Consider the following 24,919-nt stretch of genomic DNA (forward strand, 5'->3'; position numbering starts at 1 on the left):
TGTCGAATGATAGGGCGAGTCCTCTATCGCCCAAATTCACTTTATAGCGCCATGAATCATTCCAGAGGTTCGCCCTGATATTCATCAGGGCGCCCTGTCGAATGATAGGGCGAGTCCTCTATCGCCCAAATTCACTTTATAGCACCATGAATCATTCCAGAGGTTCGCCATGATATTCATCAGGGCGCCCTGTCGAATGATAGGGCGAGTCCTCTATCGCCCAAATTCACTTTATAGCGCCATGAATCATTCCAGAGGTTCGCCATGATATTCATCAGGGCGCCCTGTCGAATGATAGGGCGAGTCCTCTATCGCCCAGGTTTCTGCTAAAAAGTTGGAAAAATCACTTTTTGACATATCGCACATAACGTCCTTCTCTTTGAGGAATGATGACCCCTGCTTCTATAAGGTTCTTGATGTCAAGGCGGGCCATTCTTTCACTGATAGAGAATTGTTTGGCATAGTCCAACGTCGAGAAAGGGAAAAAGGTGTTTGACAGTCCGATCAACTTTCTTTGCCGTTCTCCCAATTTCTGGGAAAGAAGATCAAAATTGGGTCTTGGAAGGGTTGCAATGAAAAAGGGTCCTTCTTCAGCAATCTTGAGTGAAGGAAGATTCAAATGTTCCAATGTTTTTTGGACCCTCAATAATCCTGTTCCTGCCCGTTCGATGTAATTCGCATGAAAAAAGACATCTGCAATCATGGGATTTCTCCGATAACTTTTTCCCCAGAGTTGATCGAGTGTGATTCTTTTGCTGATAGGTCCCGGATTTGAAAATTCGATCCATGTTGGGAAAATCTTAATAACCACATCTGAAGAGGTCTCAAAATAATCACGGTGAATAATGGCATTGACAAGGAGTTCTCTCAAAACAAATTCTGGAATTTCTAAAACATCCTTTCTCTCTAAGGATTGAATTTCCGGTTTTGATTTTAAATGATCCTTGAGAAACTGAAAGGCAATTTCTATTTGTTGAAAAAGAGTTCCTTTAAGAATCTTTTGTTCTCGAATGGTAGACAGATCTTCAAGAACAATCAATGTCACTGTGGCCTGAGGGAACATCTTTTGAGGATTGGCCCCAAAGAGTAAGATGCCCGCATGCGTTAAATAATGGTTTTGATTTTGTCTTTGGAGACACGAAATATTTTCAAGAAGTTGGAGATTATCCAAATCCATTTCTAGACGTGCCTTTTGCCGAAACCATTCTACCTGCCTTGTCGCGAGGATGCTCTCAGCTTTTTCCTTTACATACAATTGCCTATCAAACATGATTTTTGTTTCTTGAACGGCAAAAGCAAAAATCTCGTCCCGGGTCAATTTCTGAGAGCTGGCACCAATTCTGAGATAAAAACCATCAGACGCACGAACCGGTTTATTCAAACTTTCTGATACTTCAACAGCAACGATGTCTTCGATGGGGCGAATTGTAATGTCTATAGGAGGGTCACAATTTCTTGCAGTACTTTGCAGTTGTGATTTAAGACGATGGGTTAAGGATAGAGGATGAATTGTTCCCTTATCGGATATTCCAAGATAAATTGTTCCACCACTGGCATTGGCAAAGGCCGAGAGATCCTTCTCGAGATGATGGGATAAGCCCTCTTTAAATTCGACCAAATACCCTTCTCCCTCCAGAATACACTCTTGTCTTGAATTTTGTTCGATGTTTTCACAGAGGAAATCATACCGGCAATATCGGCAATTATCAATGAAATAATTACCGATGTTATTGCCTGTTTTAACGTCCCCTTTTCTCTTTAAAAATCAACGAGGCCAGGACAGAAACCGCCAGGACGAGCGCAATCAAAGCCAGTGTAACACCTGTTGGAATTTCAAAAATGCGAGAGATCATCAATTTGATTCCGACAAAGGTCAGAATGACACAAATCCCGATTTTCAAGAATCGGAAAAGATCCATCACCCCCACTAGCATGAAATAAAGTGCCCTTAAACCCAAAATGGCAAAAATATTAGAGCTATATACAATAAAAAGATCGCGAGAAATTCCAATCACGGCAGGAACGGAATCCAGGGCAAAGATTAAGTCACTGGTCTCAATTAAAATGAGAACGATAAAAAGAGGCGTTGCAAACCATTTTCCACTCTCTTTGATAAAAAACCTTTGACCCGAGGATTGAGTACTGACGGGCATAAAGAGGCGAAAGAAACGCACCACCCAATTTCGATCTGGCTCAAATTCGCTCTCTTCATCAAAGAGAATTTTAAGTGCTGCAAAAATCAAAAGACCCCCAAACACATAAATCATCCAATGAAAAAGATTAAACAGCGTAACCCCAGTTGCGACAAAAAAGGCCCTCATCACAATGGCCCCCAAAATTCCCCATTTTAAAACGCGAGGCTGATGAAGAGACCTTACGCGAAAATGAGAAAAAATCATCACGAAAACAAAAAGATTATCGACGGAAAGAGATTCTTCAACAACATAACCGGTTAGAAATTCAAGCGCCTTACCTGAACCTTTGAGGTAAAAAACAACCCCGTCAAAAACAAGGGCGAGAGCTACCCAGATCAATACCCAAAAACCTGCCTCTCGAATGGAGATCTCGCGGGCGCGGCGATTAGCAATGAATAAATCCACGGTCAAAGCCGCACACACAAGAGCCCCAAAAAGGACCCAAAGAAAAAGATCTACGTTAGGCACATCTTTACCCCTTTACGAAGCTTTCTGAATCGTCTTTTCAATACTACTTTCTAAATCCCCTGCACGACTCTCCCTTTCAAAAAAGAAGAGCGAGAAAAGTACTAATATCCTGATTATGATTCTTTTCACGACATCTTCCTTTTTGGAAACCAGCCCTCTCATTATATGAAATATCACATCCTAAACCCAGGAATTTCAATTGAATTTATGAGGGTATGATAGGATAATTTCCTCTTGTGAAAACATTAATAAAAACTATTTATATTTTTTTCATCCTCTCATCTTTGGTCCTCCAGGGATGCGGAAAAAAAGAAAATAAAAACACTTCTTCCTCACCCATACCTCCAAACAGCACACCTGCCCTTTCTGTGGATCCTCAAAAAACGGGGATGATAAAGGGAAAAGTCTTATTTAAGGGAGAAGCACCCACTCCTCAAGAACTGCCTATTAGAGGGAATCCAGAATGTAGCGTTTTTCACCCCGGTAAAGTCTACGCCCAAGAACTTCTCGTTCAAAATGGACGGATCGAGAACGTTTTTATTTATGTCAAAGAAGGATTAGAAAACTATTCATTTGAAACTCCAAAAACTTCTATAAAGATGGATCAATCCAAATGCCTTTATGTACCGCATGTCCTTGGGGTACAAGTCAATCAACCTGTTCTGTTGGTGAACAGTGATCCTACCCTTCATAATGTTCATTCTTATTCTAAAAATAATCCTTCTTGGAATTTAGGGATGCCGTTTGAAGGGATGGAAATCACAAAAACATTTTCGTCTCCTGAAGTGATGATCTCGCTTAAGTGTGATGTCCATCCCTGGATGACAGGTTATCTCGGAGTGGTTTCTCACCCCTATTTTGTAGTCACAGAAGCTGAAGGAACCTTTGAACTTAAAAATCTTCCACCCGGAAAATATGTGATCGAGGCCTGGCATGAAAAATTAGGAACTCAAGATCAATCCATTGAAATAACTCCCGATGAAGAAAAAGAGCTCGAATTTACATTCGAGCTCTTAGATAAAAAATAAAGCTATAAAACGGTTGTGTCTCGTTAGAAGTTAGACCCCGCTTTAGCCGATAACTTAACCAAATGCCAGGCAATGGCAAATCCAATCCCTAGAACAATCGGAACTCCCCAGAGACTGAAAGAAGGGAAATGGCTTGCTGCCCCCATTCCAAAAAGCATGGGAATGGATAAATAAGTATTTGTTCTAGAAGCCAGATAAGCCTTTTTGACAATCCCTGCCATTTCTGGAGGAGATTGACCGTCCTTGACCCATCGGATAATCTTCTTTTGAGCCGGCCAAATAATGAACCAAACATTAAACCACATGATTGTGCCCAAAAGTCCGCCAAATGAAATCCACTTTCCCCATGTTGAAGTGAAAAGACCCCCTGTCCCTGTAAGCCCCGCATCCGTAGCAATGAAAATTTTCCAGATAATATAAAGCACCCCCGAAATAAATGTAAACATGGCGCCCCACCTGAACCAAAAAAGAGCGCGTGGGGCCAATTGAGGGACAACTTTTTTCTTGGTCTCCCCATCCATTGTTTTAGTAAAAGGAACATTCACAAAATTAAAAAAATAAAGATGTCCAATCCAGGTAATTCCAGCAATAAAATGAATCCATCTTAAAAGAAGTAAAATATGGGTATGTGCTTCGGCCGGCATAGAACTTCTCCCCCTTTAGTCTGATTGGTTGAATATAAATCTAAATACAAAGACACGTTTTTCACAAAAATGATTTGTTAAAATTTTCTCACATCATGAGAAAAAATCAACAAGAATTTCCCAATCAAAAAATGGGAAGGGGATATTTTTCTTTGACCCATACCTTTGCTTCATCCGAAGTCCTTAAAGTTTTTTCCAAGCATGCATCTTCGACGGCGGTTAGAATTTCCTTAAAAAGAGGGCCTGGAGGATAACCCATTTGAATGAGATCATGCCCTGTAAGAATAGGTTGGGGACGAGGAACTTCTTTTTTTAATTCTTCATATTTTTCTTTGAGAAAGTGCCAATTTTCTAAAATTCCATGGCTGGCGAGACAATCAATGCGATGGAGTTCCAACTCAGCCACAAAGGTAGGACGGGACATGAAACGTTTGAGTTTGGCTTCCCTCATTTCCTTGACATCTTTAAAGGTCATATGATTTTGAACACAAGACGTAATATTCTCAATTTCCTGATTTGAAAACCTGAGTCGTTTGAGGATACATTCGGACATCTGAGCTCCTACATTTTGATGATTATTAAACCGGATCCGGTCCGACACCGTTTGGGTCGGAGGCTTTCCAATATCATGCAGAAGCGCCCCCAAAGCTAATATTTTATCTACCCCACTTAATTGATCGAGAAGCATTTTAGTGTGAACATAAACATCGCCTTCGGGATGAAATTCTGGAGGCTGTTCAACCCCTTTCATCGCCTCCACTTCTGGAAGAATCACTTTAAGAAACCCTGAGCGATCCAAAAGCTCGAGCCCCTTGCCCGGATGATCCCCCGTAAAAATTTTGACGAGTTCATCTCGAATTCTTTCTGGACTCACAACCTGAATTTCTGGAACGAGCTTGACCAAAGCTTGCCATGTTTCAGAATCAATTTCAAAATCAAGATGGGAAGCAAAACGAATCGCTCTGAGAAGCCTCAACTTATCCTCAGAAAATCGTTGGTAGGGGTTTCCAATGGTTCGAATCCTCTTTTTTTGAATGTCTTCAATCCCTTCCACATAGTCAATGGTCTTTTCTAAAAGAGGATCGTAAAGAAGACCATTCACCGTAAAATCACGCCGCAAAACATCCTCTCGGCTAGAAGTAAACTCAACCGAAGTGGGTCGGCGACCATCTTCATATCCCCCTTCTCTCCTAAAAGTCGCCACTTCAAACTGAAGGGTATCGCAAAGAACAAGAACCACACCAAATTGAATACCAACCGGAACAGTCCGTGGAAAGATTTTAATCACATCTTCAGGGAGGGCATTGGTCGCAATATCATAATCATGAGGAATTTTACCCATCACTTTATCGCGGACACATCCCCCCGCAAAAAGGGCTTCATAACCATGCTCATGAAGTATTCTAACAATTTCTATGGCAAAATTTTTTTTGGAATCCATATGTAATCAGCAAGGGACTAGGTCAAAGTCTTAATAGTTGTAATTAATTTAAAATCCAAAAATCAAAATGCAAAATGACATATCAAAATTCAAAATATTCTAGCCCCCTTGCAAGGGAAGTATTTTAAATTTTGGTTTGTCATTTTGATTTTTGCCGCCTGTGGCGAGCCACGCCCTTGAGCGGGATGTCTGATTTTTGGATTTTCACAGCTGTTTCTTGTTCTTTCTTTTTCTCACATCATACGAATCTCTAATCCATTGATCTAAAATCAGTTGAGATTGATTCAAGACCTCTCCTGTAATTTGAAACAAATCTCTCCCCGAATTTTGGCGGATGAGAGCTAAACCATATTCATAGTTTTTCAAACGGTCCCGGCAAAGCTGGGCCACTGAAAGAGAATTTCCTTCTGGGCTCGTTTCGGGTGCTCGAAAGATTTCTGCAATTCTATTTTGGGCCCCTTCATCAAAACGAATTTTGATACCGTTTTTCTCCTCAAAATCTTTTTCAAAGGCCTGTATCTGAAGAACAATGAATTCATGATCAATATAACTGGGATCTTGAATCATTCTCTGAAGCTCTTCCTGGGGATGATCAATCACAACTGGGGTAATCACAAACCGTCGGATCGAGGTCGAAGGAAGTTCATATTTATAATTTCGTAACGCCTTTTCACAAATCGTAAAAAGCCCCCGAGCCCCCGTTTTTTCTTGAGAAGCTTTGCGAGCCACCGCCCTTAAAGCCTCATCGGAGAAAATAGCCTCAATCCCATAAGACTTAAAATCGCTCACGTACTGCTTGATGACCGAATCTTCCGACCTCTTTAGAATTTGGTAAAGATCTTCTTCTAAGAGGTCCTCTAAAACAACACGGACTGGAAGTCTTGCAATAAATTCAGGGTCAAAACCAAATTTAATAAAATCATGGGTTTTGGCATGCTTCTGAAATTCTCCCTCAAAAAGAGGAGGTTTACCCTGATCTGAAAAACCAATGGAGCGTATTTCCAGACGTTTTTTCACAATTTCAGATAGGCCATCAAAGGCTCCACTCACAATGAATAGAATGTGTCGAGTGCCCAGCATCTTGCGTTCAATTTTCCCTTTGGATTGAAACTCCATCACAGCTTGAAGTTGACTGGTTAAATCGGTCGAGGATTTCAGAGAAACCTCTGTTTCCTCCATTAATTTCAAGAGCCCCCGTTGAACTCCCTGCCCACTCACATCACGACCGATTAAATTCGACGGAGCCGCAATTTTATCCACCTCATCCAAATAAACAATTCCATATTGGGCAAGTTCCAAATTCCCATCCGCCTTGTGAACCAAATCCCGAACCAAATCCTCAACATCACCTCCCACATAGCCTGTTTCACTAAACTTCGTTGCATCGGCTTTAATAAAAGGAACTCCGATCAATTGGGCAATCGTCTTAACCAAATAGGTTTTTCCAACACCGGTAGGCCCCATCAGTAATACATTCTGTTTTGCATAAGCCCCACAAGTGGATTTTCCAAGGCAACTGGCCACATGGTGATAATGATCACAAACTGCGATCGCCAGAACCTTTTTTGCTTCATCTTGCTGAATGACAAAACGATCCAAATAGGCCTTGACCTCTTTGGGTTTAAGATCAAATTTAATTTCGACAGGAGCCTTTTTTTCTTGGGGGACCTCCTCTTGAGTTTTTGCAGCCTCAGGCTGAGGGAAGACAAAACCCAAACCTTTTGTCCCTAGACGTTCCTTTAAAAGCTTAGAAAATTCCTTTTGAAACTCCTCAAAACTGTGTGTCTTTTCTGTATTTTCCTTTTCCTCCATGTTGGAACCTCTCCCTTCCATTTAATGACCATTATAACATCCGAACCTTTATTGAATAGTGAATTTTGATCCTTCTGGCCCCCATGTTATATTATAGATATGAGTACGGTTTCATCTATTTTAAAGGTACTACAGGGGAAGAGGTTAGGGCTTTTTTTTAGAAAAAATTTTTTATTGTTTTTGATCATCCTAGGAACTCTAGGAATGATTTATTTTGGTAAAAATTTTTTCAAAGAAAAAAATCTAGCACTCCCTAGAATTTTACAAGCTTCCCAAACATTAGAAACAAGCCAAATCCAAAATTTTAACATTGAAAACAGCCTCAAGCCCGCTCATCTTATCTCTGAGAGGGCTCAGTCCATTCAATCAAAATCTGAAAGACTTTCTTTTGAACCTTATAAAACATTTGAATCTTCATCCCTTCCTCCGCCCAACAATACCGCATTACGATTTCCTCGCATCAACGGAGATGACTCGAATGTTCCTTCCTTTGACTCCCCGGAATATCTTGCCTTTTTTAAACCTATCTCACAGCCCCCTTTTATGGGAGTAGAAACAAATGAAAATTCTTTCTCTTCGGCTTTGGGTGGATTTTCATCTACAGAAACTGAAAGAGGAAATTCACACTTCGAACAGGAAAAATTTTGGAAAATGACGATGATTTCAAATACTTCAGAATTGAACCTGTCTTATGGAGCCCTGGTGGGTGGGTGTAGTCTCTTGATCCTCACTCATTTCAAATCACAGAGATACGTATCTTTACCGAAGCCCCAAAACGCCCAAGAGTGATCGAATGGTTTTAGACACACGGGTCATCGAGTCATTGACAGCAGTTGCCTCATAACCCGAATGGACCATGCAATCAACACATTTAGGGTTGCCACTCTTACAGCCATAGCGGGACCACTGAGTCTCGTTCATCAACTCTTGAAAAGTTTGGACATGACCTTCCTCGGCCATCAAATAACAAGGGCGCTGCCATCCTAAAACACTGTAATTTGGATTTCCCCAAGGAGTACAGTCATAATCATGTTTCCCGGTCAAAAATTCCAAATAAAGAGGTGAATGATTAAACTTCCAGCTTCTTTTTCCCCTACCGTTTTCCCCCAAAATCTTAGAAAAAAGAACCTTCGTCTTATTTCGCTTTAAGAAATGTTCTTGATCCGGGGCCTTTTCATAAGCATACCCAGGAGAGACCATCATTCCATCCACACCCGATTCGGTTAATTTATCAAATAAGTTAATCATCTCTTGAGGGTCTGTTCCATCAAACACAGTCGTATTCGTCGTTAAACGAAAGCCCGCTTTTTTAGCCGCTTCAATAGCGTTCATGGCTTGTTTAAAAACACCTCGCCGGTCTACAGCCTTGTCGTGAAGCTCTTCAAGCCCATCCATATGAATACTCAGGGTCAAATAAGCAGAGGGTTTAAATTTATGTAAATTTCTTTCAAGGAGAATGGCATTGGTACAAAGGTAAACAAATTTTTTCCGAGCAATGAGACCGTTAATAATTTCATCAATTTGGGGATGAAGAAGGGGTTCTCCCCCCGCCACAGAAACGACAGGAACCTTACATTCTTCAACCGCCTTAAAACACTGTTCAGGGGTTAAGTTTTTTCTCAAAATCTCAGTTGGATATTGAATTTTTCCACATCCGGGACAAGCCAAATTACATCTAAAAAGGGGTTCAAGCATCAAAACCAAAGGATAACGCTTGCTCCCTTTTAAGCGCTGCCTGGTTACATAAGCCCCCACCTTAAAAATCTGTTTTAATGGAACACCCACAAGTCCTCCTCTATGAGCTAAATCATCGTATGACTTTAATGGAAGTAACATCCATTAGTCAATCCTAGAATTAATTTCACCAAAAATTAAAATTGTGATAGAGTGGCCTGGTTTGCTATAGAAAGTGCTGTTATCATCAAAATGACAAATTAAAATTCAAAGACTTATTCGCTTGAGAGGTTCTTTATCAATTTCTACCACAATTTTGATTTTTGACTTTTGAATTTTGATATTAAAAAATTATGTCTATTAAATCTGACCGCTGGATCAAAAAAATGGCTCTCGCTCACGGGATGATTGATCCCTTTGAGGAGGAACAAATCCGTCAAGGCGTTGTCTCTTATGGACTCTCGTCCTATGGATATGACCTTCGCATTTCTAATCATTTTAAGGTCTTTCACCCTCCCCTGGAGACAGTACTCGATCCTAAAAATGTACCGACTGAATATTTTAAGGAAATCATGGATGATGTTTGCGTGATTCCACCCAATAGCCTCGTTTTAGGACGCACCCTCGAGCGGTTTAAAATTCCTCGCAATATTTTGACACTATGTGTGGGAAAATCTACTTATGCCCGATGCGGAATCATGGTGAATGTCACCCCTTTTGAACCGGAATGGGAAGGGTATCCGACCCTTCAAATCACCAATATCAGCGGTCTTCCAGTTAAAATTTATGCGAATGAGGGAATTGCCCAAATTATTTTTTTTCAAAGCGATGAAGAATGTCTCGTTTCATATCAAGATAAAAAAGGAAAGTATCAAAACCAAGCAAAGGAAATTACCTTACCCAGAATTTAGGAGAAATCTAAAAAATGGAAACGCTCGCATCTCCCTTTACCAAAATTTTTAAGCGTGATGGCTCGATCGTCGATTTTAATCTTGACCGCATCGTCGACGCCATCTTTAATGCAGCTAAAGCCGTTGGAGGGAAAGACTACAATCTTGCCGTCGAATTGGCCCATCAAGTTCTTGGACAACTTCAAACACAGGGAGATTCACAAAGAGTCCCTACGGTTGAAGAAATTCAGGATAGGATTGAGAAAACCCTCATCGAAAGAGGACATGCCCAAACGGCCAAGGCCTTCATTCTCTATCGCCAAAAGAGGAAAGAAGTTCGAGAGATCCGCTCCTCTTTTCTAGCAATCGAACAAACGGTCGATCAATATCTTGAAGGCGAAGTTTCAACATCGCACCCCATGACTTTTAAAGGGTTGCAAGAATATTGTGCTCAAAACATTTTAAGCCATTATGCCCTCAATAAAATTTATCCCCCTCAAATCAGTGAAGCCCATCGGGATGGGATGATTTATATTCATGGACTCGGGAAGGCGTTAGCCGGAAACTCTATTCTCCTGAATCAATTGAAGGGGGATCTTGAACCTTTTTCTTCCCATATAAAAAGAATTCAACACCTTCAATCCGAATGGTCAGATCGGATCATCCTAGAAGATTTTGATGAAATGGAAGATTTCGATGAAATAATAGAAACGGAACCCGGGCTTCTTCATTTTGATCCAAGCGAAGAAAATTCTGTTAAAACTTTTCTCTTTCTCAAAAAAATAGACTTCATTTCAGAACTACTTAAGAAAAAAGACCCTTTTAAAAATTTAGGCATGATTTTTAAGGGGGAAAAAGCATTAGAAAAAAACACATCTTTTCCTCTGGTGATCACTCCCTTTAAGGACATCCATCAAACTTCTATCATGCTTGGAATCCTACCCGCTTCAACCATTCATGATTCTCTAAGAATGAATCTAGGAGTCGTGAGCCTTAATTTGAAACGCATCGCTCAAGAATCCCCCTTCAAAAATATTTTTTTAGATCAAGTCGACTATTATCTTACAGCTGCCAAAAATGCACTCCAAATCAAGAAGAAAATCTTTGACCAAAATTTTAATCATGGCCTATTTCCTCAAACCAAAAACGTAATTGAAGCAAGGTCCAAAGGATTTTTGAGTATAGGTTTAGGAGGCCTTTTTCAGGCCGCCCACATCCTTTCCCATGGACATACGACAGAATCTGTTTTGAACTTGGCTTGGGAAATTTATCATTTCACATTAGAAAAGCTAAAGTCTTTTGAAGAAGAGACGCTTCAACCCTTTGGACTCGACTTTATTTCGGGTCGATTTTGTCCATTCTATGAAGAAGAACCTGAAACCCTGCATGAAGAAGCACTCGAAAATACACAATTTCAAAGCTTACTACCCTGGATGACGTTCAAAGAATCTGATCAAGAAACGCTTCAGTCTCTTTCTAAAATTGAGGATTTCTTTTTTTGGGTGTTACCTGCAATGAAAATCCAAAAATCAAACATCAAAAATCAAAATGACAATGTAAAATTCAAAATATCTCCCTTGCAATAGCACTAGAAATTTTGGATTTTAATATGTCATTTTGCATTTTGATTTTTAATTTTTAAATTAAAGAGGCTTGTTTGAGGAAAAAATATGGATTTTGTAAAAGCTGCTTTTGTCATTCTTTATTTTGGAATTCTTTTCATTCTTTCCATTTACGGATGCCACCGTTACTATCTCGTCTATCTTTACTATCGATACAAAAAAAACATTCCTCGGCCTAAAGATCATTTTAAGACACTCCCCCTCGTAACGGTTCAGCTTCCCATTTATAATGAAATGTATGTTGTAGAGAGATTGTTTGAAGCCGTTTCTAAACTCGACTATCCGAAAGAGCTCCTGGAAATTCAGGTCTTAGATGACTCAACCGATGAAACACAAAGAATCGCACAGTCGTTCACTCAAACCCTTCAAAAAAATGGTTTAAATATCCAGTACCTGCACCGTCATCATCGTGAAGGGTTTAAAGCAGGGGCCCTTGAAAAAGGATTAGAAAAAGCCCATGGGGAATTTATTTACATTTTTGATGCAGATTTTATTCCTCCATCTAACTTTATTCAAAAAACAATCCATTTTTTTACGGATTCTAGCATTGGAATGGTACAGGCCCGATGGACTTATTTGAATCGAAACGATTCTCTCCTCACAGAAATTCAGTCTATACTTCTCGACGGGCATTTTGTCATCGAGCATACGGCTCGAAACCGCTCAGGAAAATTTTTTAATTTTAATGGAACGGCTGGAGGCTGGAGAAGGAAAGCCATCACCGATGGAGGAGGATGGCAACATGATACCCTCACGGAGGACTTAGACCTCTCTTATCGATCACAATTACAGGGATGGAAATTTGTTTATCTACAAGAACTGGGCACCCCTTCGGAACTCCCTGTTGACATGAACGCCTTTAAATCTCAACAACATCGCTGGGTCAAAGGTTCCGTTCAGTCAGGGAAAAAGCTCCTAAAAAAGATTTGGAAAAGCTCGTTCCCTTTAGGAATAAAATTAGAGGCTACTTTTCATCTTACCAACAATCTTTCTTATCCCCTCATGATTATTCTGTCGCTTTTACTCTTGCCAGCCATGTTGATCCAACTTGAAGAAGGATGGAAGTATAAAGTTTTAATTGATGCCCCACTTTTCATTGCTTCATTTTTATCCATCAGTATTTTCTACATCTCGTCCCAAAAAGAAATTGATGCTCAATGGTTCAAAAAATTGAAATATATTCCTCTCGTTAGTGCAGTAGGGATTGGACTTTCTATCAACAATGCCAAAGCAGTCTTAGAAGCCCTCTTTTCACATGAAAGCCCCTTTCAAAGAACCCCTAAATATGGAGCTCATACTTCTCAGGATTCTTTGAAAACAAAAAAATACAGAGGAAAGAAAAATAAATTTTCATGGGTTGAACTTATTTTAGGACTTTACTTTAGCCTTCTAGCCACTATCTCATTGGAAACGCATCGCTTTGCAATGACCCCATTCCTCATGCTTTTTCAAATAGGATATCTTTACACCTGGAGCTTAAGCATCTTTCAGGAACGCCAAAAACCTCTTCAACTTCTGCTGTCTAAACCTATAGAAGCTTGAGAATAGTCCACAGTCGACAGTCTATAGTCGACAGTTTTAAGGGAACCATTTATTTTCTATGGACTGTTGACCGTTGACTATGGACTAGTTTTTTATATTTGGATGATAAAGGATCTGAATCAAATTTCCATCTGGATCCTTAAAATAAATGGAGCGGGCGCCATCTCGATGGGTTTTGGGCTCTTGAGTTAAAGAAATCCCCATTTTTTTTAAGTGGACCGACCACTGGTCTACCTCCTCTGGATCTTTCACTAAAAGACCCAAATGATCCAAAGGACTTTCTAGGGATACATTTCCTAAAGAAACTGTCTCGTGAAGGGCAAGATTATCTCGGCCTGAAGTTAAATATAGATTATGCGCATCCGGCCGCCATTCCAGCTTAAATCCAAGCACCTGAGTGTAAAAGGCCTCCGAACTTTTAAGGTTTTTGACCTTGAGTGCAATGTGCCGAAGTCCTAAGAGGGGAGGAAAAGATTGAGGGGTCATCATTTTTACACTTCTTCTTTAATCACATAAATCGATTTTTTTTGAGATTCATGATAGGTCCGAATCTGAATCTCTGCCAAAAGACCCATGGTCACAAATTGAATTCCAATAAAAATGAGAAAAACTGATAAAAGAAGAAGGGGTCTTCCTCCAATCGCCTGATGCAAAATGAGTCGAATAAAAAATAAATACAGGGATAAGGCTAGTCCCATTCCCCCGGACAAAACCCCGACCAGACCAAAAATTTGAATAGGTTTAGTAGAATAACTTAGCAAAAATTTGACCGTGATAAGATCAAGAAAAACCCTGAGTGTCCGAGAAATCCCATATTTTGACTTTCCGCGTTTGCGTGCTTGATGATTAACCTTCACCTCAGTTACACTCACTCCCATCCAGCTTGCAATCGCTGGAATAAAACGATGCATTTCACCATAGAGGTCTAGATTTTTAGCGACTTCAGATCGAAAAGCTTTTAACGTACAACCGTAATCATGAAGTTTGACTTTCGTGGTTAGGGAGATCAATCCATTGGCCAACATTGAAGGAAGTCTGCGACTTAGAAATGGATCTTTCCTTGGAGAACGCCAGCCACTCACAATGTCATAACCTTCGTCCAAACTTGACAAGAGTTTTCCAATATCCTTAGGGTCATTTTGTAAATCTCCATCTAGAGTGACAATAATACTGCCGCGGGCTGCATCAAACCCTGCCTTTAAACCCGCCGTCTGCCCAAAATTCTTTCGCAAGCGGATCAGTCGAATCCGAGCATCTTTGCCGCGAGCCTCTTTCAAAATCTCCCACGTCCGATCCGTACTCCCATCATCCACGAGAATGATTTCAAAAGAGCGTCCCAATATCTCCATGGCCTCCACCACTCTAGGAATAAGTTCAGGAGTATTTTCCTCTTCATTCATTAAGGGAATCACAATAGAAATTTCTAATTTTGAAGACACGTGTTTATCCTTTCTGAAAACCAGATTTTAACATAGCTCTTTTAGGTTGTCACTGATCTGGAAATAAGCTACAAATCTAATTTAGAATTTAAAAGTCAAAATGAAAAATGACATACTAAAATCCAAAATTCCTAATGCTATTGTAAGGGAGACATTTTAAATTTTACATTGTCATTTTGATTTTGAATGTTTGATATTTGATTTTACTTACCCTCAATCATAAATAATCCAAAAACAAGCGACCAGCCACACCAAAACATTCATTTGAAGAGCAAAATCCTTCAGAAAAACACGGGCTGGATTGTCCCCGCCTCCTCGCTGATGAAGAAGATAAAGATAACGAAAAATACCATAAATCACAAAAGGCAATGTATAAATCAAATGCGTCGTCCCAAATTTTTGAACAACCTCAGGGGAAACGGTATAAAGGGCGTAGGAAACAACCGTAGCCCCGGTTACCACAGAAATCAGAGCATCTAAAAAAGGAAGTGGATAATGGGAAAGAACAGGACGAACTTTATCTCCTTGATGCTCTAAAATAAGGCCTTCCTCCCTTCGTTTTCCCAAGCCTAAAAAAAGAGTTAGCAAAAATGTGCATAGTAAAAGCCAGGGAGAGAGTTCTACATGAATCACCACAGCCCCTGCAACTGCCCTTAAGACAAAACCACACGCAATCGAAAGGACATCCAAAAGAACAACATGTTTCAGTCCCAAAGAATAAATGGTTTGAAGAAGAAAATAAGAAAAACAAACCCAAAACAAATCTTTGCTGAGTGCAAACGCTGCGGTTAAAGAAGAAAAAACTAAAACCGCTGCAAGGCCCAGAGCAAAACCCATGGGAACCCGTCCCGCAGCAAGAGGCCTTAAACACTTGGTAGGGTGAAGACGATCCTCACTTAAATCAAAAAAATCATTTAAAATATAAACGGAGCTTGAGAGCAAACAAAAAACAAAGAAAGCTTCAATCACTCTCAAAGTAAAAGAAAAATCCCAAAAGTGTTTCGAAAAAATAAGTGAGGCTAGAACCAAGAGATTCTTAACCCATTGTTCAGGCCGAAGAAGAGTCAAAATATTTTTATAGGATATTTTCATTTTTTAATACACTCTCGCCCCACATGTTGCTAGACTTTTTTCCAAAATGCAAAATAAAAATAGAAGACACTCAACTCCTGATCAAAAACCCTCTAAAATAGGTCAAAATACTCATTGGAATCAGGTTTCTAAATCGTATGACCGCCAGGTCGGAAAGGAAGGATCTGAATACCACCAAGAAATTTTAATTCCCGGCACACTCAACCTTCTAGAGCCCAAGAGAGGAGAAAAAATCCTCGATCTAGGATGCGGACAGGGGGTATTTTGTCGAGCCCTCTCACGATTGGCCCTGGAAATAGAAATGACTGGAATTGATGCTGCTCGGAATTTGATTGAACGAGCCAAAACCTACCCCCAAGAACACCATCGGATGGGCTACCATGTGATGGAGGCCTCACACCTTAAAGGTATTCCAAACGAAAAATTTGATGCGATTGTTTCCATCCTGGCCCTTCAAAATATGAATCCCATCGAATCGGTCATTCAAGAAATCACTCGCGTTGCCAAGAAGAAAGCCCGCATGGTCTTGATTCTAAACCATCCCTGCTTTCGAATTCCAAGGCAAAGCAGCTGGGGATTTGACGAGTCCAATAAAATTCAATACCGACGGATTGATCGTTATATGAGCCCCTTAGAAATCCCTATCAAAATGCATCCTGGATCTAACCCAGATTTGATCACTTTGTCTTTTCATCGTCCCCTCTCCTATTATATTCAAGCCCTCTATGCCTATCGTTGGGCACTCACCTATATGGAAGAATGGAGTTCACATAAAGAGAGTGAGCCGGGCGCTCGTTCTCGAGCTGAAAATAGAGCTCGCCAAGAAATTCCGCTCTTTCTTGCAATCCGAGCTGAAAGAATTTAATATCCTTGTCCTCAACAACCCACTTCACTATTTCCCATGTTCAGGATCTTCATGAATGGTCACATCTGCATTTCGAAACCGCCCTTGAATTTTTTGGACCAGGGACTCTGTAATTTCATGTACATTCTCAAAACTCTGATCCCGCTTCAAAACCAAATGAAAATCAACAAAGCTTTTCTCCCCCACCTTTCGAGTCCTCAATTCATGATACCCTAAAACATGTGGATCATGATGCCGTATCATTCGATCAAGTTCATCAACCATGCGTTTAGGGAGCGATCGATCCACCAGCTCATTGGCCGCCTGTAAAAGAATTTGAAAGGAAAGAAAAGCAATATACCCTGCAACTAAAATCCCCCCCAAAATATCCCACGCAAACCATCCCGTCCATTTGACCAGAAGAATGGAAACAAAGATCATAATATAGGAAAGAATATCCATCAGATAATGGGTTTTTTCAGCCTTCATGATCAGCGACCCTGTTTTTTTCTCAATACGACCCATGATAAAGGTAATCATCAAATTGACTGAGGCCGAAATTCCAATGATCGAGAGAGCAAAATTCGAATGGGTTAAAAAAATCCTCGATCGAACATGCTGAAAAGATTCCCAAAAAATAAAGAAAGAAAAGAAAAGAAAAAGGACTCCTTGAGTATAAGAAGCCAAACTCTCAATCTTCTCGTGTCCGTAGGCATGATCACTGTCCGGAGGCTGAGAGGCTAATTTCACGGATAAATAATTGACAGAAGAAATTCCCATATCCATGAGAGAATCAAGTGCGGAAGCAAGGAGAGATGCCGAAGCGCAGAAAAAACCTGCAAATCCCTTTAGAAAAACCAAAAAAATGGACAGGAAAATGGCCCACCCTAAACTTTGGGTTTTTTCTTTAACATTGGAAGGGGATTCAGAAATATTTTCGAGCATATTTATCCTTCACAGACAATGAATTGATAATTTAGGAATTTATTTATTTTACCTTTATTGTCAATTCTCAATTGTCAATTATCAATTTACTAATTATTAATTAGCATTTTACTAGCAAATCTTTTTTGAGATCATTCGCCTTATCCTTACCCACCAGTTGTTCAACCAAACAAAGTGAGAATTCTAGTGCCGAACCAGGACCCCGACTGGTCACAACCTTTCCATCCCTGACCACACGCTCTTCCAAAAACGTTACTGAAGAAGGGAATTTGTCTTCATATCCTGGATAGCACGTCGCTCTTTTCCCATTTAAAATACCTGTTGGAGCCACTGCAAGCGGAGGCGCAGCGCAAATCGCCCCCAGCCATTTTTTTTCTTGATCCACCTTTTTAATCATTTCAGCTACTTTTTTCGAGGACCCTAAATTTTGGGCCCCTGGCATTCCACCCGGCAAAATCAAAAGATCTGGAACTTCACTCACTTCATCCAAAGTCACATCTGCCTGAATTTTAATCCCATGAGACCCTGCAACCGTTTTCCCGGAAAGCCCTGCGACAATCACCTCTAAGCCCGCCCTGCGTAAAACATCCATCGGTGTCACCGCCTCAATTTCTTCAAAACCTTCTGCCAAGACAACCAGAACCTTTTTAGACATAGGAACCTCCTTAAAATCCAAAAATCAAATAGCAGTCATGAAAATGAGACGTTGTTACTGGCTATTCCCCTCCTTTGTACCCCAAAGGGGAGGAACTCAATTTTCATCCACTTGGGTGGACTGAAAGTTCATGATGACAAAGATCAAAATGACAATGTAAAACTTAAAATGTCTTCCTTGCAATAGCGCTAGAAATTTTTGAATTTTGATATGTCATTTTGCATTTTGATTTTTAATTTTTGATTTCACTTTTCGCATACGCCGCCATCTTCCACTTTATGTTACATCCCATACTCGGTTTTTGAATACTCGAAACTGGTTTCCCAGCCAAAACTGAATCCATGGCCGCTCGAAGATCATGTCCGTTAATCGGCTGACCATTTTCTGGGCGACTGTCATCCAGTTGCCCCCGATAAACGAGTTTTCTTTCGGCATCAAAAAGGAAAAAATCCGGTGTACATGCTGCTGAATAACCCCTGGCCACCTCTTGAGTCTCGTCATAGCAAAAAGGAAAAGAAAACTTAAGATCCATCGCCATTTTCTTCAAATACCCTGGGCCATCGTCTGGATACTTCAGTGCATCATTGGAACTAATGGCAACGATTCCAATATTCTTTTTCGCATAATCCTGTCCCAATTTTGCAAGTTCATATTTTACATGCTGAACATAAGGACAGTGATTGCAAATAAACATCACGAGAAGCGCCTTCTTCTCCTCAAAATTTTTAAGTGAAATGATTTTTCCTGAAGCAACCTCCGTCAAAGAAAAATCAGGGGCCTCGACCCCCAAGGGAATCATTCTTGATGGTGTTAAAGCCATATGCCTCCTTAAAAACAGTTTAAAGTTTAATGTTTAAAGTTTAAGGAAAAAAATGCTTACACATTAAATCTAAATAGCATCACATCCCCATCTGCTACCACATAGTCCTTCCCTTCCATGCGCACCAAACCTTTCTCCTTTGCACTGACGGTAGATCCCAGCCGTATCAAATCGTCGTATTTTACAACTTCAGCACAAATAAATCCTCTTTCAAAATCGGAGTGAATTACCCCAGCCGCTTGAGGTGCCTTAGCCCCCTTTAAAATCGTCCAGGCTCTAACCTCTTTTTCTCCTGCTGTAAAATAAGTAATGAGACTCAGCAATTGATAGGCCGTTCGAATCAAAGTATAAAGTCCAGGCTCTTCAAGATTAAGCGCCTTTAAAAACTCCTTTTGCTCCTCTTCGGCAAGATCATTCAGTTCGGATTCTACCTTTCCAGAAATGACGACGACCTCGGCCCCTTCTTTCTTAGCCCATTCTTTCAAGATTTTTGCATAAGGACCTCCCTCCGGTAAATCCCCTTCTGCAACATTCGCACAATAAAGAACCGACTTCAGGGTAACAAGTCCCAAATCTTTAAGGCCTTTTTTCTCATCCTCAGAGAAATCAAGTCGACGCAGGGGTTTGCCATCTTCTAACGCCTTTTTCACTTTTTCATAAATGGGCATGAGTTCGCGCGATAGCTTATCTCCCGATCGTGCCAACTTTTCTGTCTTATCATAACGTTTGGTCACCGTATCTAAATCCTTTAAACAAAGCTCAGTATCAATAATTTCAATATCTCTCAAAGGGTCCACAGAACCCGACACATGAATCACATCCGAATCATCAAAACATCGCACCACATGAAGAATCGCTTCCACCTCACGAATGTGACCTAAAAATTGATTACCCAAACCCTCCCCTTCAGAAGCCCCCTTAACCAGCCCGGCAATATCATAAAACTCAACCGTATTGGGAGTTGTTTTTTGAGGATGATAAAGTTTACTCAAGGCAACGAGCCTTGGATCTGGAACCGGAACAACCCCTACATTAGGATCAATGGTACAAAAAGGATAATTTAAGGCCGGAACCTTGGCCTTGGTTAAGGCATTAAAAATGGTCGACTTCCCAACATTAGGTAACCCTACAATCCCACACCGAATTCCCATAGAATTTCTTCCTTAGCATCAATGTTTGAAAAGGCTCTCTCAAATACAAAATAAAAATATTGATCGCAGCGGCGAAGATCTGACCCTTTTATAAAACATTTTATACGTCCCATCTGGAAGAAGAATCACAGAGGGATCGCCCATCACCTCACCCTCTTTAGAACTCAAGCAAACGCCCTCCTCCTGCCAATGCAAAAAATCCGTCGTAAACTGACTCTCAATTCCTCGACCCGACTTATAAGTCCGATAACCTCCATTCACCGCAATGGTTTTCGATACAGCTCCAGATCGACTGATCATTTTACCATCCCACACAAATTTAACTCCATCAGAGCTTGAAGCACTCAAAAGATCTCTTCCTTGGGAAAGAAACATCTTCCAACCATCCTCTATTTTAATCACATCCGGATCCGTAACGTTTGGAGCTGAAAGACACAGTTCTTCCCCTTTGAAATGAATCCCATCATCCGAAAGAGCACAACAGATTAAATGATCTTTCTCAACAGGCTTTCCCAAAATTTCAAAGCCCTCTCCAAGCCTATTCCCGAAAGGAGGCCCCATCGGACCTCGACCAAAATTCCCATAATAATAAAGTCTGATTTTTCCATCCTTGATTAAAACGGGGCAAGGATCTACAGCATCCATTCTCGCTTTATCCTCAATCATCACCTTCTCTTTCTTCCATGTCTTTCCAAAATCAGAGCTGATTGCTACAGCAAGATCATGGCCTTGCGATGCATCCATAAAATAAAGAAAAATGACCCCCTCTTTCGTAATCACAGCATCTGGGACAGAGGCATGATCAAAAAGAACTTTTCCATCGGGGGTCCAGTGAATAGAATCATAACTCGTCGCACTCAAGACTTGATGACGATAAATCCCCTTTCCTAGCTCTTGAGCAGAAGGACCTTCTCCCCAAGCTGAGCATAGACTAGAAAACAAAATCATAAATCCTATCTTCTGAAACATAAAACTCCTTTTTTTAAATCAAATTTTAAAGCTGAAAAATAAAAATTATGGTATAGAAATAACTGAACTATGGAAACAAGTCCATCGTCCACGGTTGACAGTCCATAGAAAAAATACTTCCTTCAAATCTGCCGACCGTTGACCGTCGACTGTGGAATCATTTTCATCCAATGGTGTGGGCAAACGTTTATGGTGACAACTCATGGAACCTAAAAAGCTTCAGCTCATCAAGTGCCCTGGATGCGGACAAAAAACCCCTCTGAAGATTGAAAAAATCTTTGATGACCATTTCAATCTCACAGGAGAAAAAAAATCCTGTTCGTTTTGCCACTTTGAATTTCAAGAAGGAGAACTTCCTGTCATTCAGCCAAAAACTCAAAAAATCTTTGATACAAATGCTGAAAGACACATCTGTAAAAACTGTAAAAACTATGTTGTCAATCCTTGGACCCAAAAATGCGCGATCTGGAACAAGGATGTTACGGGAACGGACAGCTGTGAGAAATTTGAACAAAAAAAGGAGCTCGGTCTCTCCTAGCTTATTCCTCAGTTCTTTCTCTTATCCCTCACATTCACGATCCATCGATAAAAAGATCTTAACAGAAATTTCTTTCCGGGGAAATGAAGCAAAATCCATTGAGGGAATCGCCCACCCGGTAAAGCCCCAATCACAAAAGGAATGGCTTCATCTCCGCTCAAAACTTCTTGGGTTGGAAGAACCAAATGAAAACGATCCTCAAAAGCCTCTGGTGCCATTCTCCGAGCGAAATCCTTTGCAAGAGGATCATCCATCGGAAGAAACACAATGGCATTCTTCCGATCCAATTGCTTAACAAATCTCATCAAGTTGACACAAAGCTCACAATTCCAATCGTAGATCAAATAATAAGGATCCACTCGCTTTTCCCCTCTTTCAAGTCCATCTTAAAAGTCTATCCTAATTTGAATCGTCTAAAAATCAAAAACCAAAATGCAAAAATCAAAATGACACATCATAATTCAAAAATTTTAGCCATTCTTAAACGCTTTCTAAATGTCACGTTTTGTTCTTCATTGTGAATTTTTAATCTTTTCTTTAAAAGCCCTACCCGCTACAATGGTCTTGTATACTATTTTCTAAATCTACGTTCGAAAAAGAGGAAGCGCTTGCCTTAATGTGAAAAACAAAAAATTGAAGCGCAAAAGCACAAAATTTTATCCTCTCAAAATTGATTTCAACACTGTCGTTACCAAGCTTACTGATGGTATTGTTATCCTTAATAAGAAGGGCATCGTTCAATTTGTTAATCCTGCCGCTCAATCTCTTTTGGGTAAAACTTCCAAAGAACTTCTCGATAAACCTTTTCCCTATAAGACTCAACTTGGAAAAATTTCTGAATTTGAAATCGTTCATTCTCGAAAGAAAAAACTCATTGAAATAAACATCAAAAAAATGGATTTTAAAGGCCGATCCTTTCTCCTGGCCTCCCTTCGAGACATTTCTCACCGACAATACTCACAAAAATTGCATACAGAAATAGAGGAGAGAAAAAAAACAGAAGAGGCTCTCAAAGAAAGCCAGGCCCTTTTCCAAAGCTTTATGAATCACAGCCCTACCATTTCAGCAATGAAAGATGAGAAAGGGCGTTATATTTATGTCAATGAACCCCTTGAAAAACTTTTTCAAACGACCTTCTCTCATCTAAAAGGGAAAACTGATTTTGACTGGCTTTCGGAACCGACGGCCCGTCGTCTTTGGGAAAATGATATGCGTGTCCTTTCTTCAGGGAAGATGCTTGAAGCCATTGAAATGGTTCCAACGCCTGATGGGGTTCCTCATTATTGGCTCGTTTTGAAATTTCCCTTTTTGCATCCGACTGGCAAGCACTTTGTGGGCGCTGTCGGCATTGATATTACAGAGAAGAAACACGCTGAGGAAGAAATTAAAATTTTGGCGAAATTCCCCAGCGAAGATCCCTATCCCATTTTTCGTATTTCTAAAGAAGGGACCATTCTTTACGCAAATAACTCTGCCCTTCCTCTTCTCCAAAGTTGGAAGCGCAAAATAGGAGAAAATGCCCCAGACCATTTAAGAAAATGGGTCGCGGAGACATTGGAGACTGGGCTCAAAAAACACGTTGAGGTTGATCATGAACATCAAATTTTTTCTTTTGTTTTTGCACCCATCATCGATGCAGGGTATGTGAATATCTACGCCCAGGATATTACTGAGCGTAAACGTCTAGAACACCTTAAAGAAGAATTTGTAAGTACGGTCTCGCATGAACTACGAACCCCCCTTGCCATTTTAAAAGAAGGGATCTCTCAAGTGTGGGAGGGTCTTCATGGAGATCTTTCACAGGAACAAAAAAAAATTTTAGCCATGGCCCTCAAAGGCGTTGATCGATTATCCAATATCATCAATGATCTTTTAGATATTTCAAAAATTGAAGCCGGCCGAGTCATTCTTAAAAAACGACTGATCGATCTAACCGATCTCGTCCGTGAAATCATTTCAATTTTTCAAGTCGAAATTAAGAATAGGAAACTTGCTTTAAAAAGTCAATTCCCTGAAAAACCCGTGTATGTTTATGCGGACCGAGGAAAAATTTTTCAAGTCCTCACCAACCTTGTCGGCAATGCCCTTAAATTTACAGAAAAAGGATTCATTGAAATTTGCGTAGAAAATAGTCAAGAAGCGGTCATCTGCTCCGTTTCAGATACAGGACGAAGCATTTCTCCAAAAGATCTTTCAAAAGTATTTGAAAAATTTCAGCAGTTCAGCCGTACCGCAGGTCCTGGGGAAAGAGGAACCGGCCTGGGGCTTTCAATCTGTAAAGGGCTTGTGGAGAGCCATGGAGGGAAAATCTGGGTTGAAAGTAAACTCGGGAGAGGATCTCGTTTCACCTTCACTCTTCCCCACCACACATCAAAAGCGATTTTTAGAGAATATATTTCAAATGGAATCAAAGAGGCTTTAAGAGAAAAAAGCTTTGTATCTATTATTATTTTTGAAATCAAAAATTTTGATGATTTAAAAGAAAAATTAGGAATTGATAAAGTTTCTTCTCTCTCCCAGGAACTTGGCGACCTCATTGAACAAAGTTTTTGGAGACGGGCTGACATCGCGATCCGTCAAACACGGACCATTCTTATTGTGCTCCCCGCGACAGGCAAACAAGACTCCTTTCTTACGGCTGCAAGAATTCAAAGACTCATTACGGATTCCTTAAACCAACAAGGGCTTCAAGACATCGTTGAAATTGCAGGTTCGGTTGCAAGTTTTCCAGAGGATGGAGAAACGGCCGAGGCCCTGATTGAATTTGCTGAAAAACGCCTCCAAAGAGTCAAAAAGGTACTCATTATCGATGATGATGATCAAATAGTGACACTTTTGACTCAACGCCTTAGTGCTCAAAACCAATTTGAATGTCTGATCGCACGCGATGGGATGGAGGCTCTTAAAAAAGCAACCGAATCGTTTCCTGATCTCATCATCTGTGATGTTAAACTTCCAAAAATGAATGGCTACGAAGTGATTGGTCGCTTAAAAGAAGACGTTAAAACACGTGATATTCCTATTATCATTTTAACGGCCTATCAATCAGAAATGAATAAAATCGACGCTGTTTTACCAGGAAGCATCCCCATCCTCAGCAAAACAGAAGGCTTTGATAAACTCATGCAAATCCTTCGCAAAATGATTTAG

General features: G+C 40.3%; 23 protein-coding genes. 8 read left to right on the top strand and 15 right to left on the bottom strand.

All coding sequences use genetic code 11. From position 1 onward, the window contains the following. Positions 1-343: 343 nt before the first annotated feature. Complete coding sequence (locus tag HYS07_02630) at positions 344-1,618, bottom strand: putative DNA binding domain-containing protein (GenBank protein MBI1870069.1); 1,275 nt, start codon at positions 1,616-1,618, stop codon at positions 344-346. Positions 1,619-1,739: 121 nt separating this feature from the next. Next, positions 1,740-2,663 (bottom strand): TerC family protein, encoded by a 924-nt coding sequence (locus HYS07_02635; GenBank protein MBI1870070.1) that lies wholly within the window; start codon positions 2,661-2,663, stop codon positions 1,740-1,742. A 236-nt stretch (positions 2,664-2,899) separates the two neighbouring features. Here HYS07_02635 and HYS07_02640 point away from each other — a divergent pair, with 236 nt between their 5' ends. Next, positions 2,900-3,691, top strand: a complete 792-nt coding sequence (locus tag HYS07_02640) for a hypothetical protein (GenBank protein ID MBI1870071.1) — start codon at positions 2,900-2,902, stop codon at positions 3,689-3,691. 23 nt (positions 3,692-3,714) lie between these two features. On the opposite strand, the gene HYS07_02645 is transcribed toward HYS07_02640, so the two are convergent. The 3 genes from HYS07_02645 to HYS07_02655 all read right to left on the bottom strand — a co-directional run bounded on the left by HYS07_02645 (position 3,715) and on the right by HYS07_02655 (position 7,588). Then, positions 3,715-4,335 carry a urate hydroxylase PuuD gene (locus tag HYS07_02645; GenBank protein MBI1870072.1) on the bottom strand — a complete coding sequence of 207 codons (621 nt, stop codon included), beginning with the start codon at positions 4,333-4,335 and terminating at the stop codon, positions 3,715-3,717. A 124-nt stretch (positions 4,336-4,459) separates the two neighbouring features. After that, the gene (locus tag HYS07_02650) at positions 4,460-5,776 is read right to left on the bottom strand and encodes a CCA tRNA nucleotidyltransferase (GenBank protein MBI1870073.1); all 1,317 of its coding nucleotides are present in this window, start codon (positions 5,774-5,776) and stop codon (positions 4,460-4,462) included. A 204-nt stretch (positions 5,777-5,980) separates the two neighbouring features. After that, on the bottom strand, positions 5,981-7,588 hold the full coding sequence (locus HYS07_02655; GenBank protein ID MBI1870074.1) for an AAA family ATPase: 1,608 nt from the start codon (positions 7,586-7,588) through the stop codon (positions 5,981-5,983). Positions 7,589-7,687: 99 nt separating this feature from the next. On the opposite strand from HYS07_02655, the gene HYS07_02660 reads away from it, so the two are divergent. After that, a complete protein-coding gene (locus tag HYS07_02660; protein ID MBI1870075.1) occupies positions 7,688-8,377 on the top strand; it encodes a hypothetical protein in 690 nt (229 codons plus the stop codon). Here HYS07_02660 and hpnH read toward each other — a convergent pair. Then, the gene (gene hpnH, locus HYS07_02665; GenBank protein ID MBI1870076.1) at positions 8,348-9,373 is read right to left on the bottom strand and encodes an adenosyl-hopene transferase HpnH; all 1,026 of its coding nucleotides are present in this window, start codon (positions 9,371-9,373) and stop codon (positions 8,348-8,350) included. The two genes, HYS07_02660 and hpnH, sit on opposite strands and share 30 nt — an antisense overlap. Positions 9,374-9,615: 242 nt before the next feature. Between hpnH and HYS07_02670 the strand changes: the two genes are divergently transcribed. The 3 genes from HYS07_02670 to HYS07_02680 all read left to right on the top strand — a co-directional run bounded on the left by HYS07_02670 (position 9,616) and on the right by HYS07_02680 (position 13,316). After that, the gene (locus tag HYS07_02670; GenBank protein MBI1870077.1) at positions 9,616-10,173 is read left to right on the top strand and encodes a dCTP deaminase; all 558 of its coding nucleotides are present in this window, start codon (positions 9,616-9,618) and stop codon (positions 10,171-10,173) included. Positions 10,174-10,187: 14 nt separating this feature from the next. Next, on the top strand, positions 10,188-11,738 hold the full coding sequence (locus tag HYS07_02675; protein MBI1870078.1) for a hypothetical protein: 1,551 nt from the start codon (positions 10,188-10,190) through the stop codon (positions 11,736-11,738). Positions 11,739-11,822: 84 nt separating this feature from the next. After that, positions 11,823-13,316: a glycosyltransferase gene (locus tag HYS07_02680; protein MBI1870079.1), complete on the top strand. Its 1,494-nt coding sequence runs from the start codon at positions 11,823-11,825 to the stop codon at positions 13,314-13,316. An 84-nt stretch (positions 13,317-13,400) separates the two neighbouring features. On the opposite strand, the gene HYS07_02685 is transcribed toward HYS07_02680, so the two are convergent. The 3 genes from HYS07_02685 to HYS07_02695 all read right to left on the bottom strand — a co-directional run bounded on the left by HYS07_02685 (position 13,401) and on the right by HYS07_02695 (position 15,847). After that, positions 13,401-13,802, bottom strand: coding sequence for a VOC family protein (locus tag HYS07_02685; protein MBI1870080.1), 402 nt, complete (start codon positions 13,800-13,802; stop codon positions 13,401-13,403). A 5-nt stretch (positions 13,803-13,807) separates the two neighbouring features. Then, the gene (locus HYS07_02690; protein MBI1870081.1) at positions 13,808-14,716 is read right to left on the bottom strand and encodes a glycosyltransferase family 2 protein; all 909 of its coding nucleotides are present in this window, start codon (positions 14,714-14,716) and stop codon (positions 13,808-13,810) included. A 252-nt stretch (positions 14,717-14,968) separates the two neighbouring features. Next, complete coding sequence (locus tag HYS07_02695; GenBank protein ID MBI1870082.1) at positions 14,969-15,847, bottom strand: decaprenyl-phosphate phosphoribosyltransferase; 879 nt, start codon at positions 15,845-15,847, stop codon at positions 14,969-14,971. A 46-nt stretch (positions 15,848-15,893) separates the two neighbouring features. On the opposite strand from HYS07_02695, the gene HYS07_02700 reads away from it, so the two are divergent. After that, entirely contained in the window at positions 15,894-16,712 is an 819-nt protein-coding gene (locus HYS07_02700; protein ID MBI1870083.1) for a class I SAM-dependent methyltransferase, read from the top strand. Between the two features lie 27 nt (positions 16,713-16,739). On the opposite strand, the gene HYS07_02705 is transcribed toward HYS07_02700, so the two are convergent. The 5 genes from HYS07_02705 to HYS07_02725 all read right to left on the bottom strand — a co-directional run bounded on the left by HYS07_02705 (position 16,740) and on the right by HYS07_02725 (position 21,231). After that, positions 16,740-17,636 carry a cation transporter gene (locus tag HYS07_02705; protein ID MBI1870084.1) on the bottom strand — a complete coding sequence of 299 codons (897 nt, stop codon included), beginning with the start codon at positions 17,634-17,636 and terminating at the stop codon, positions 16,740-16,742. A gap of 100 nt (positions 17,637-17,736) precedes the next feature. Beyond that, a complete protein-coding gene (locus tag HYS07_02710) occupies positions 17,737-18,291 on the bottom strand; it encodes a DJ-1/PfpI family protein (protein MBI1870085.1) in 555 nt (184 codons plus the stop codon). Positions 18,292-18,523: 232 nt separating this feature from the next. Beyond that, a complete protein-coding gene (locus HYS07_02715) occupies positions 18,524-19,111 on the bottom strand; it encodes a thioredoxin family protein (protein MBI1870086.1) in 588 nt (195 codons plus the stop codon). 56 nt (positions 19,112-19,167) lie between these two features. After that, entirely contained in the window at positions 19,168-20,262 is a 1,095-nt protein-coding gene (gene ychF / locus HYS07_02720) for a redox-regulated ATPase YchF (protein ID MBI1870087.1), read from the bottom strand. A gap of 39 nt (positions 20,263-20,301) precedes the next feature. After that, a complete protein-coding gene (locus HYS07_02725; GenBank protein MBI1870088.1) occupies positions 20,302-21,231 on the bottom strand; it encodes an exo-alpha-sialidase in 930 nt (309 codons plus the stop codon). A gap of 202 nt (positions 21,232-21,433) precedes the next feature. Here HYS07_02725 and HYS07_02730 point away from each other — a divergent pair, with 202 nt between their 5' ends. Then, positions 21,434-21,769 (top strand): hypothetical protein, encoded by a 336-nt coding sequence (locus HYS07_02730; GenBank protein MBI1870089.1) that lies wholly within the window; start codon positions 21,434-21,436, stop codon positions 21,767-21,769. An 8-nt stretch (positions 21,770-21,777) separates the two neighbouring features. Here the strand turns inward: HYS07_02730 and HYS07_02735 are convergent, their stop codons facing one another. Continuing rightward, a complete protein-coding gene (locus HYS07_02735) occupies positions 21,778-22,128 on the bottom strand; it encodes a DUF393 domain-containing protein (GenBank protein MBI1870090.1) in 351 nt (116 codons plus the stop codon). Positions 22,129-22,387: 259 nt separating this feature from the next. Between HYS07_02735 and HYS07_02740 the strand changes: the two genes are divergently transcribed. Continuing rightward, complete coding sequence (locus HYS07_02740) at positions 22,388-24,919, top strand: PAS domain-containing protein (protein ID MBI1870091.1); 2,532 nt, start codon at positions 22,388-22,390, stop codon at positions 24,917-24,919.

The sequence above is a fragment of the Chlamydiota bacterium genome (assembly GCA_016178055.1).
Taxonomy (GTDB): domain Bacteria; phylum Auribacterota; class JACPWU01; order JACPWU01; family JACPWU01; genus JACOUC01.

Bases quoted from the DNA above. Each gene is read 5' to 3' on its own strand.
- HYS07_02645 (MBI1870072.1), bottom strand. From the start codon at position 4,335: ATGCCGGCCGAAGCACATACCCATATTTTACTTCTTTTAAGATGGATT.
- HYS07_02650 (MBI1870073.1), bottom strand. From the start codon at position 5,776: ATGGATTCCAAAAAAAATTTTGCCATAGAAATTGTTAGAATACTTCAT.
- HYS07_02655 (MBI1870074.1), bottom strand. From the start codon at position 7,588: ATGGAGGAAAAGGAAAATACAGAAAAGACACACAGTTTTGAGGAGTTT.
- HYS07_02660 (MBI1870075.1), top strand. From the start codon at position 7,688: ATGAGTACGGTTTCATCTATTTTAAAGGTACTACAGGGGAAGAGGTTA.
- HYS07_02670 (MBI1870077.1), top strand. From the start codon at position 9,616: ATGTCTATTAAATCTGACCGCTGGATCAAAAAAATGGCTCTCGCTCAC.
- HYS07_02675 (MBI1870078.1), top strand. From the start codon at position 10,188: ATGGAAACGCTCGCATCTCCCTTTACCAAAATTTTTAAGCGTGATGGC.
- HYS07_02680 (MBI1870079.1), top strand. From the start codon at position 11,823: ATGGATTTTGTAAAAGCTGCTTTTGTCATTCTTTATTTTGGAATTCTT.
- HYS07_02685 (MBI1870080.1), bottom strand. From the start codon at position 13,802: ATGACCCCTCAATCTTTTCCTCCCCTCTTAGGACTTCGGCACATTGCA.
- HYS07_02690 (MBI1870081.1), bottom strand. From the start codon at position 14,716: ATGAATGAAGAGGAAAATACTCCTGAACTTATTCCTAGAGTGGTGGAG.
- HYS07_02695 (MBI1870082.1), bottom strand. From the start codon at position 15,847: ATGAAAATATCCTATAAAAATATTTTGACTCTTCTTCGGCCTGAACAA.
- HYS07_02700 (MBI1870083.1), top strand. From the start codon at position 15,894: ATGCAAAATAAAAATAGAAGACACTCAACTCCTGATCAAAAACCCTCT.
- HYS07_02705 (MBI1870084.1), bottom strand. From the start codon at position 17,636: ATGCTCGAAAATATTTCTGAATCCCCTTCCAATGTTAAAGAAAAAACC.
- HYS07_02710 (MBI1870085.1), bottom strand. From the start codon at position 18,291: ATGTCTAAAAAGGTTCTGGTTGTCTTGGCAGAAGGTTTTGAAGAAATT.
- HYS07_02715 (MBI1870086.1), bottom strand. From the start codon at position 19,111: ATGGCTTTAACACCATCAAGAATGATTCCCTTGGGGGTCGAGGCCCCT.
- ychF (MBI1870087.1), bottom strand. From the start codon at position 20,262: ATGGGAATTCGGTGTGGGATTGTAGGGTTACCTAATGTTGGGAAGTCG.
- HYS07_02725 (MBI1870088.1), bottom strand. From the start codon at position 21,231: ATGTTTCAGAAGATAGGATTTATGATTTTGTTTTCTAGTCTATGCTCA.
- HYS07_02730 (MBI1870089.1), top strand. From the start codon at position 21,434: ATGGAACCTAAAAAGCTTCAGCTCATCAAGTGCCCTGGATGCGGACAA.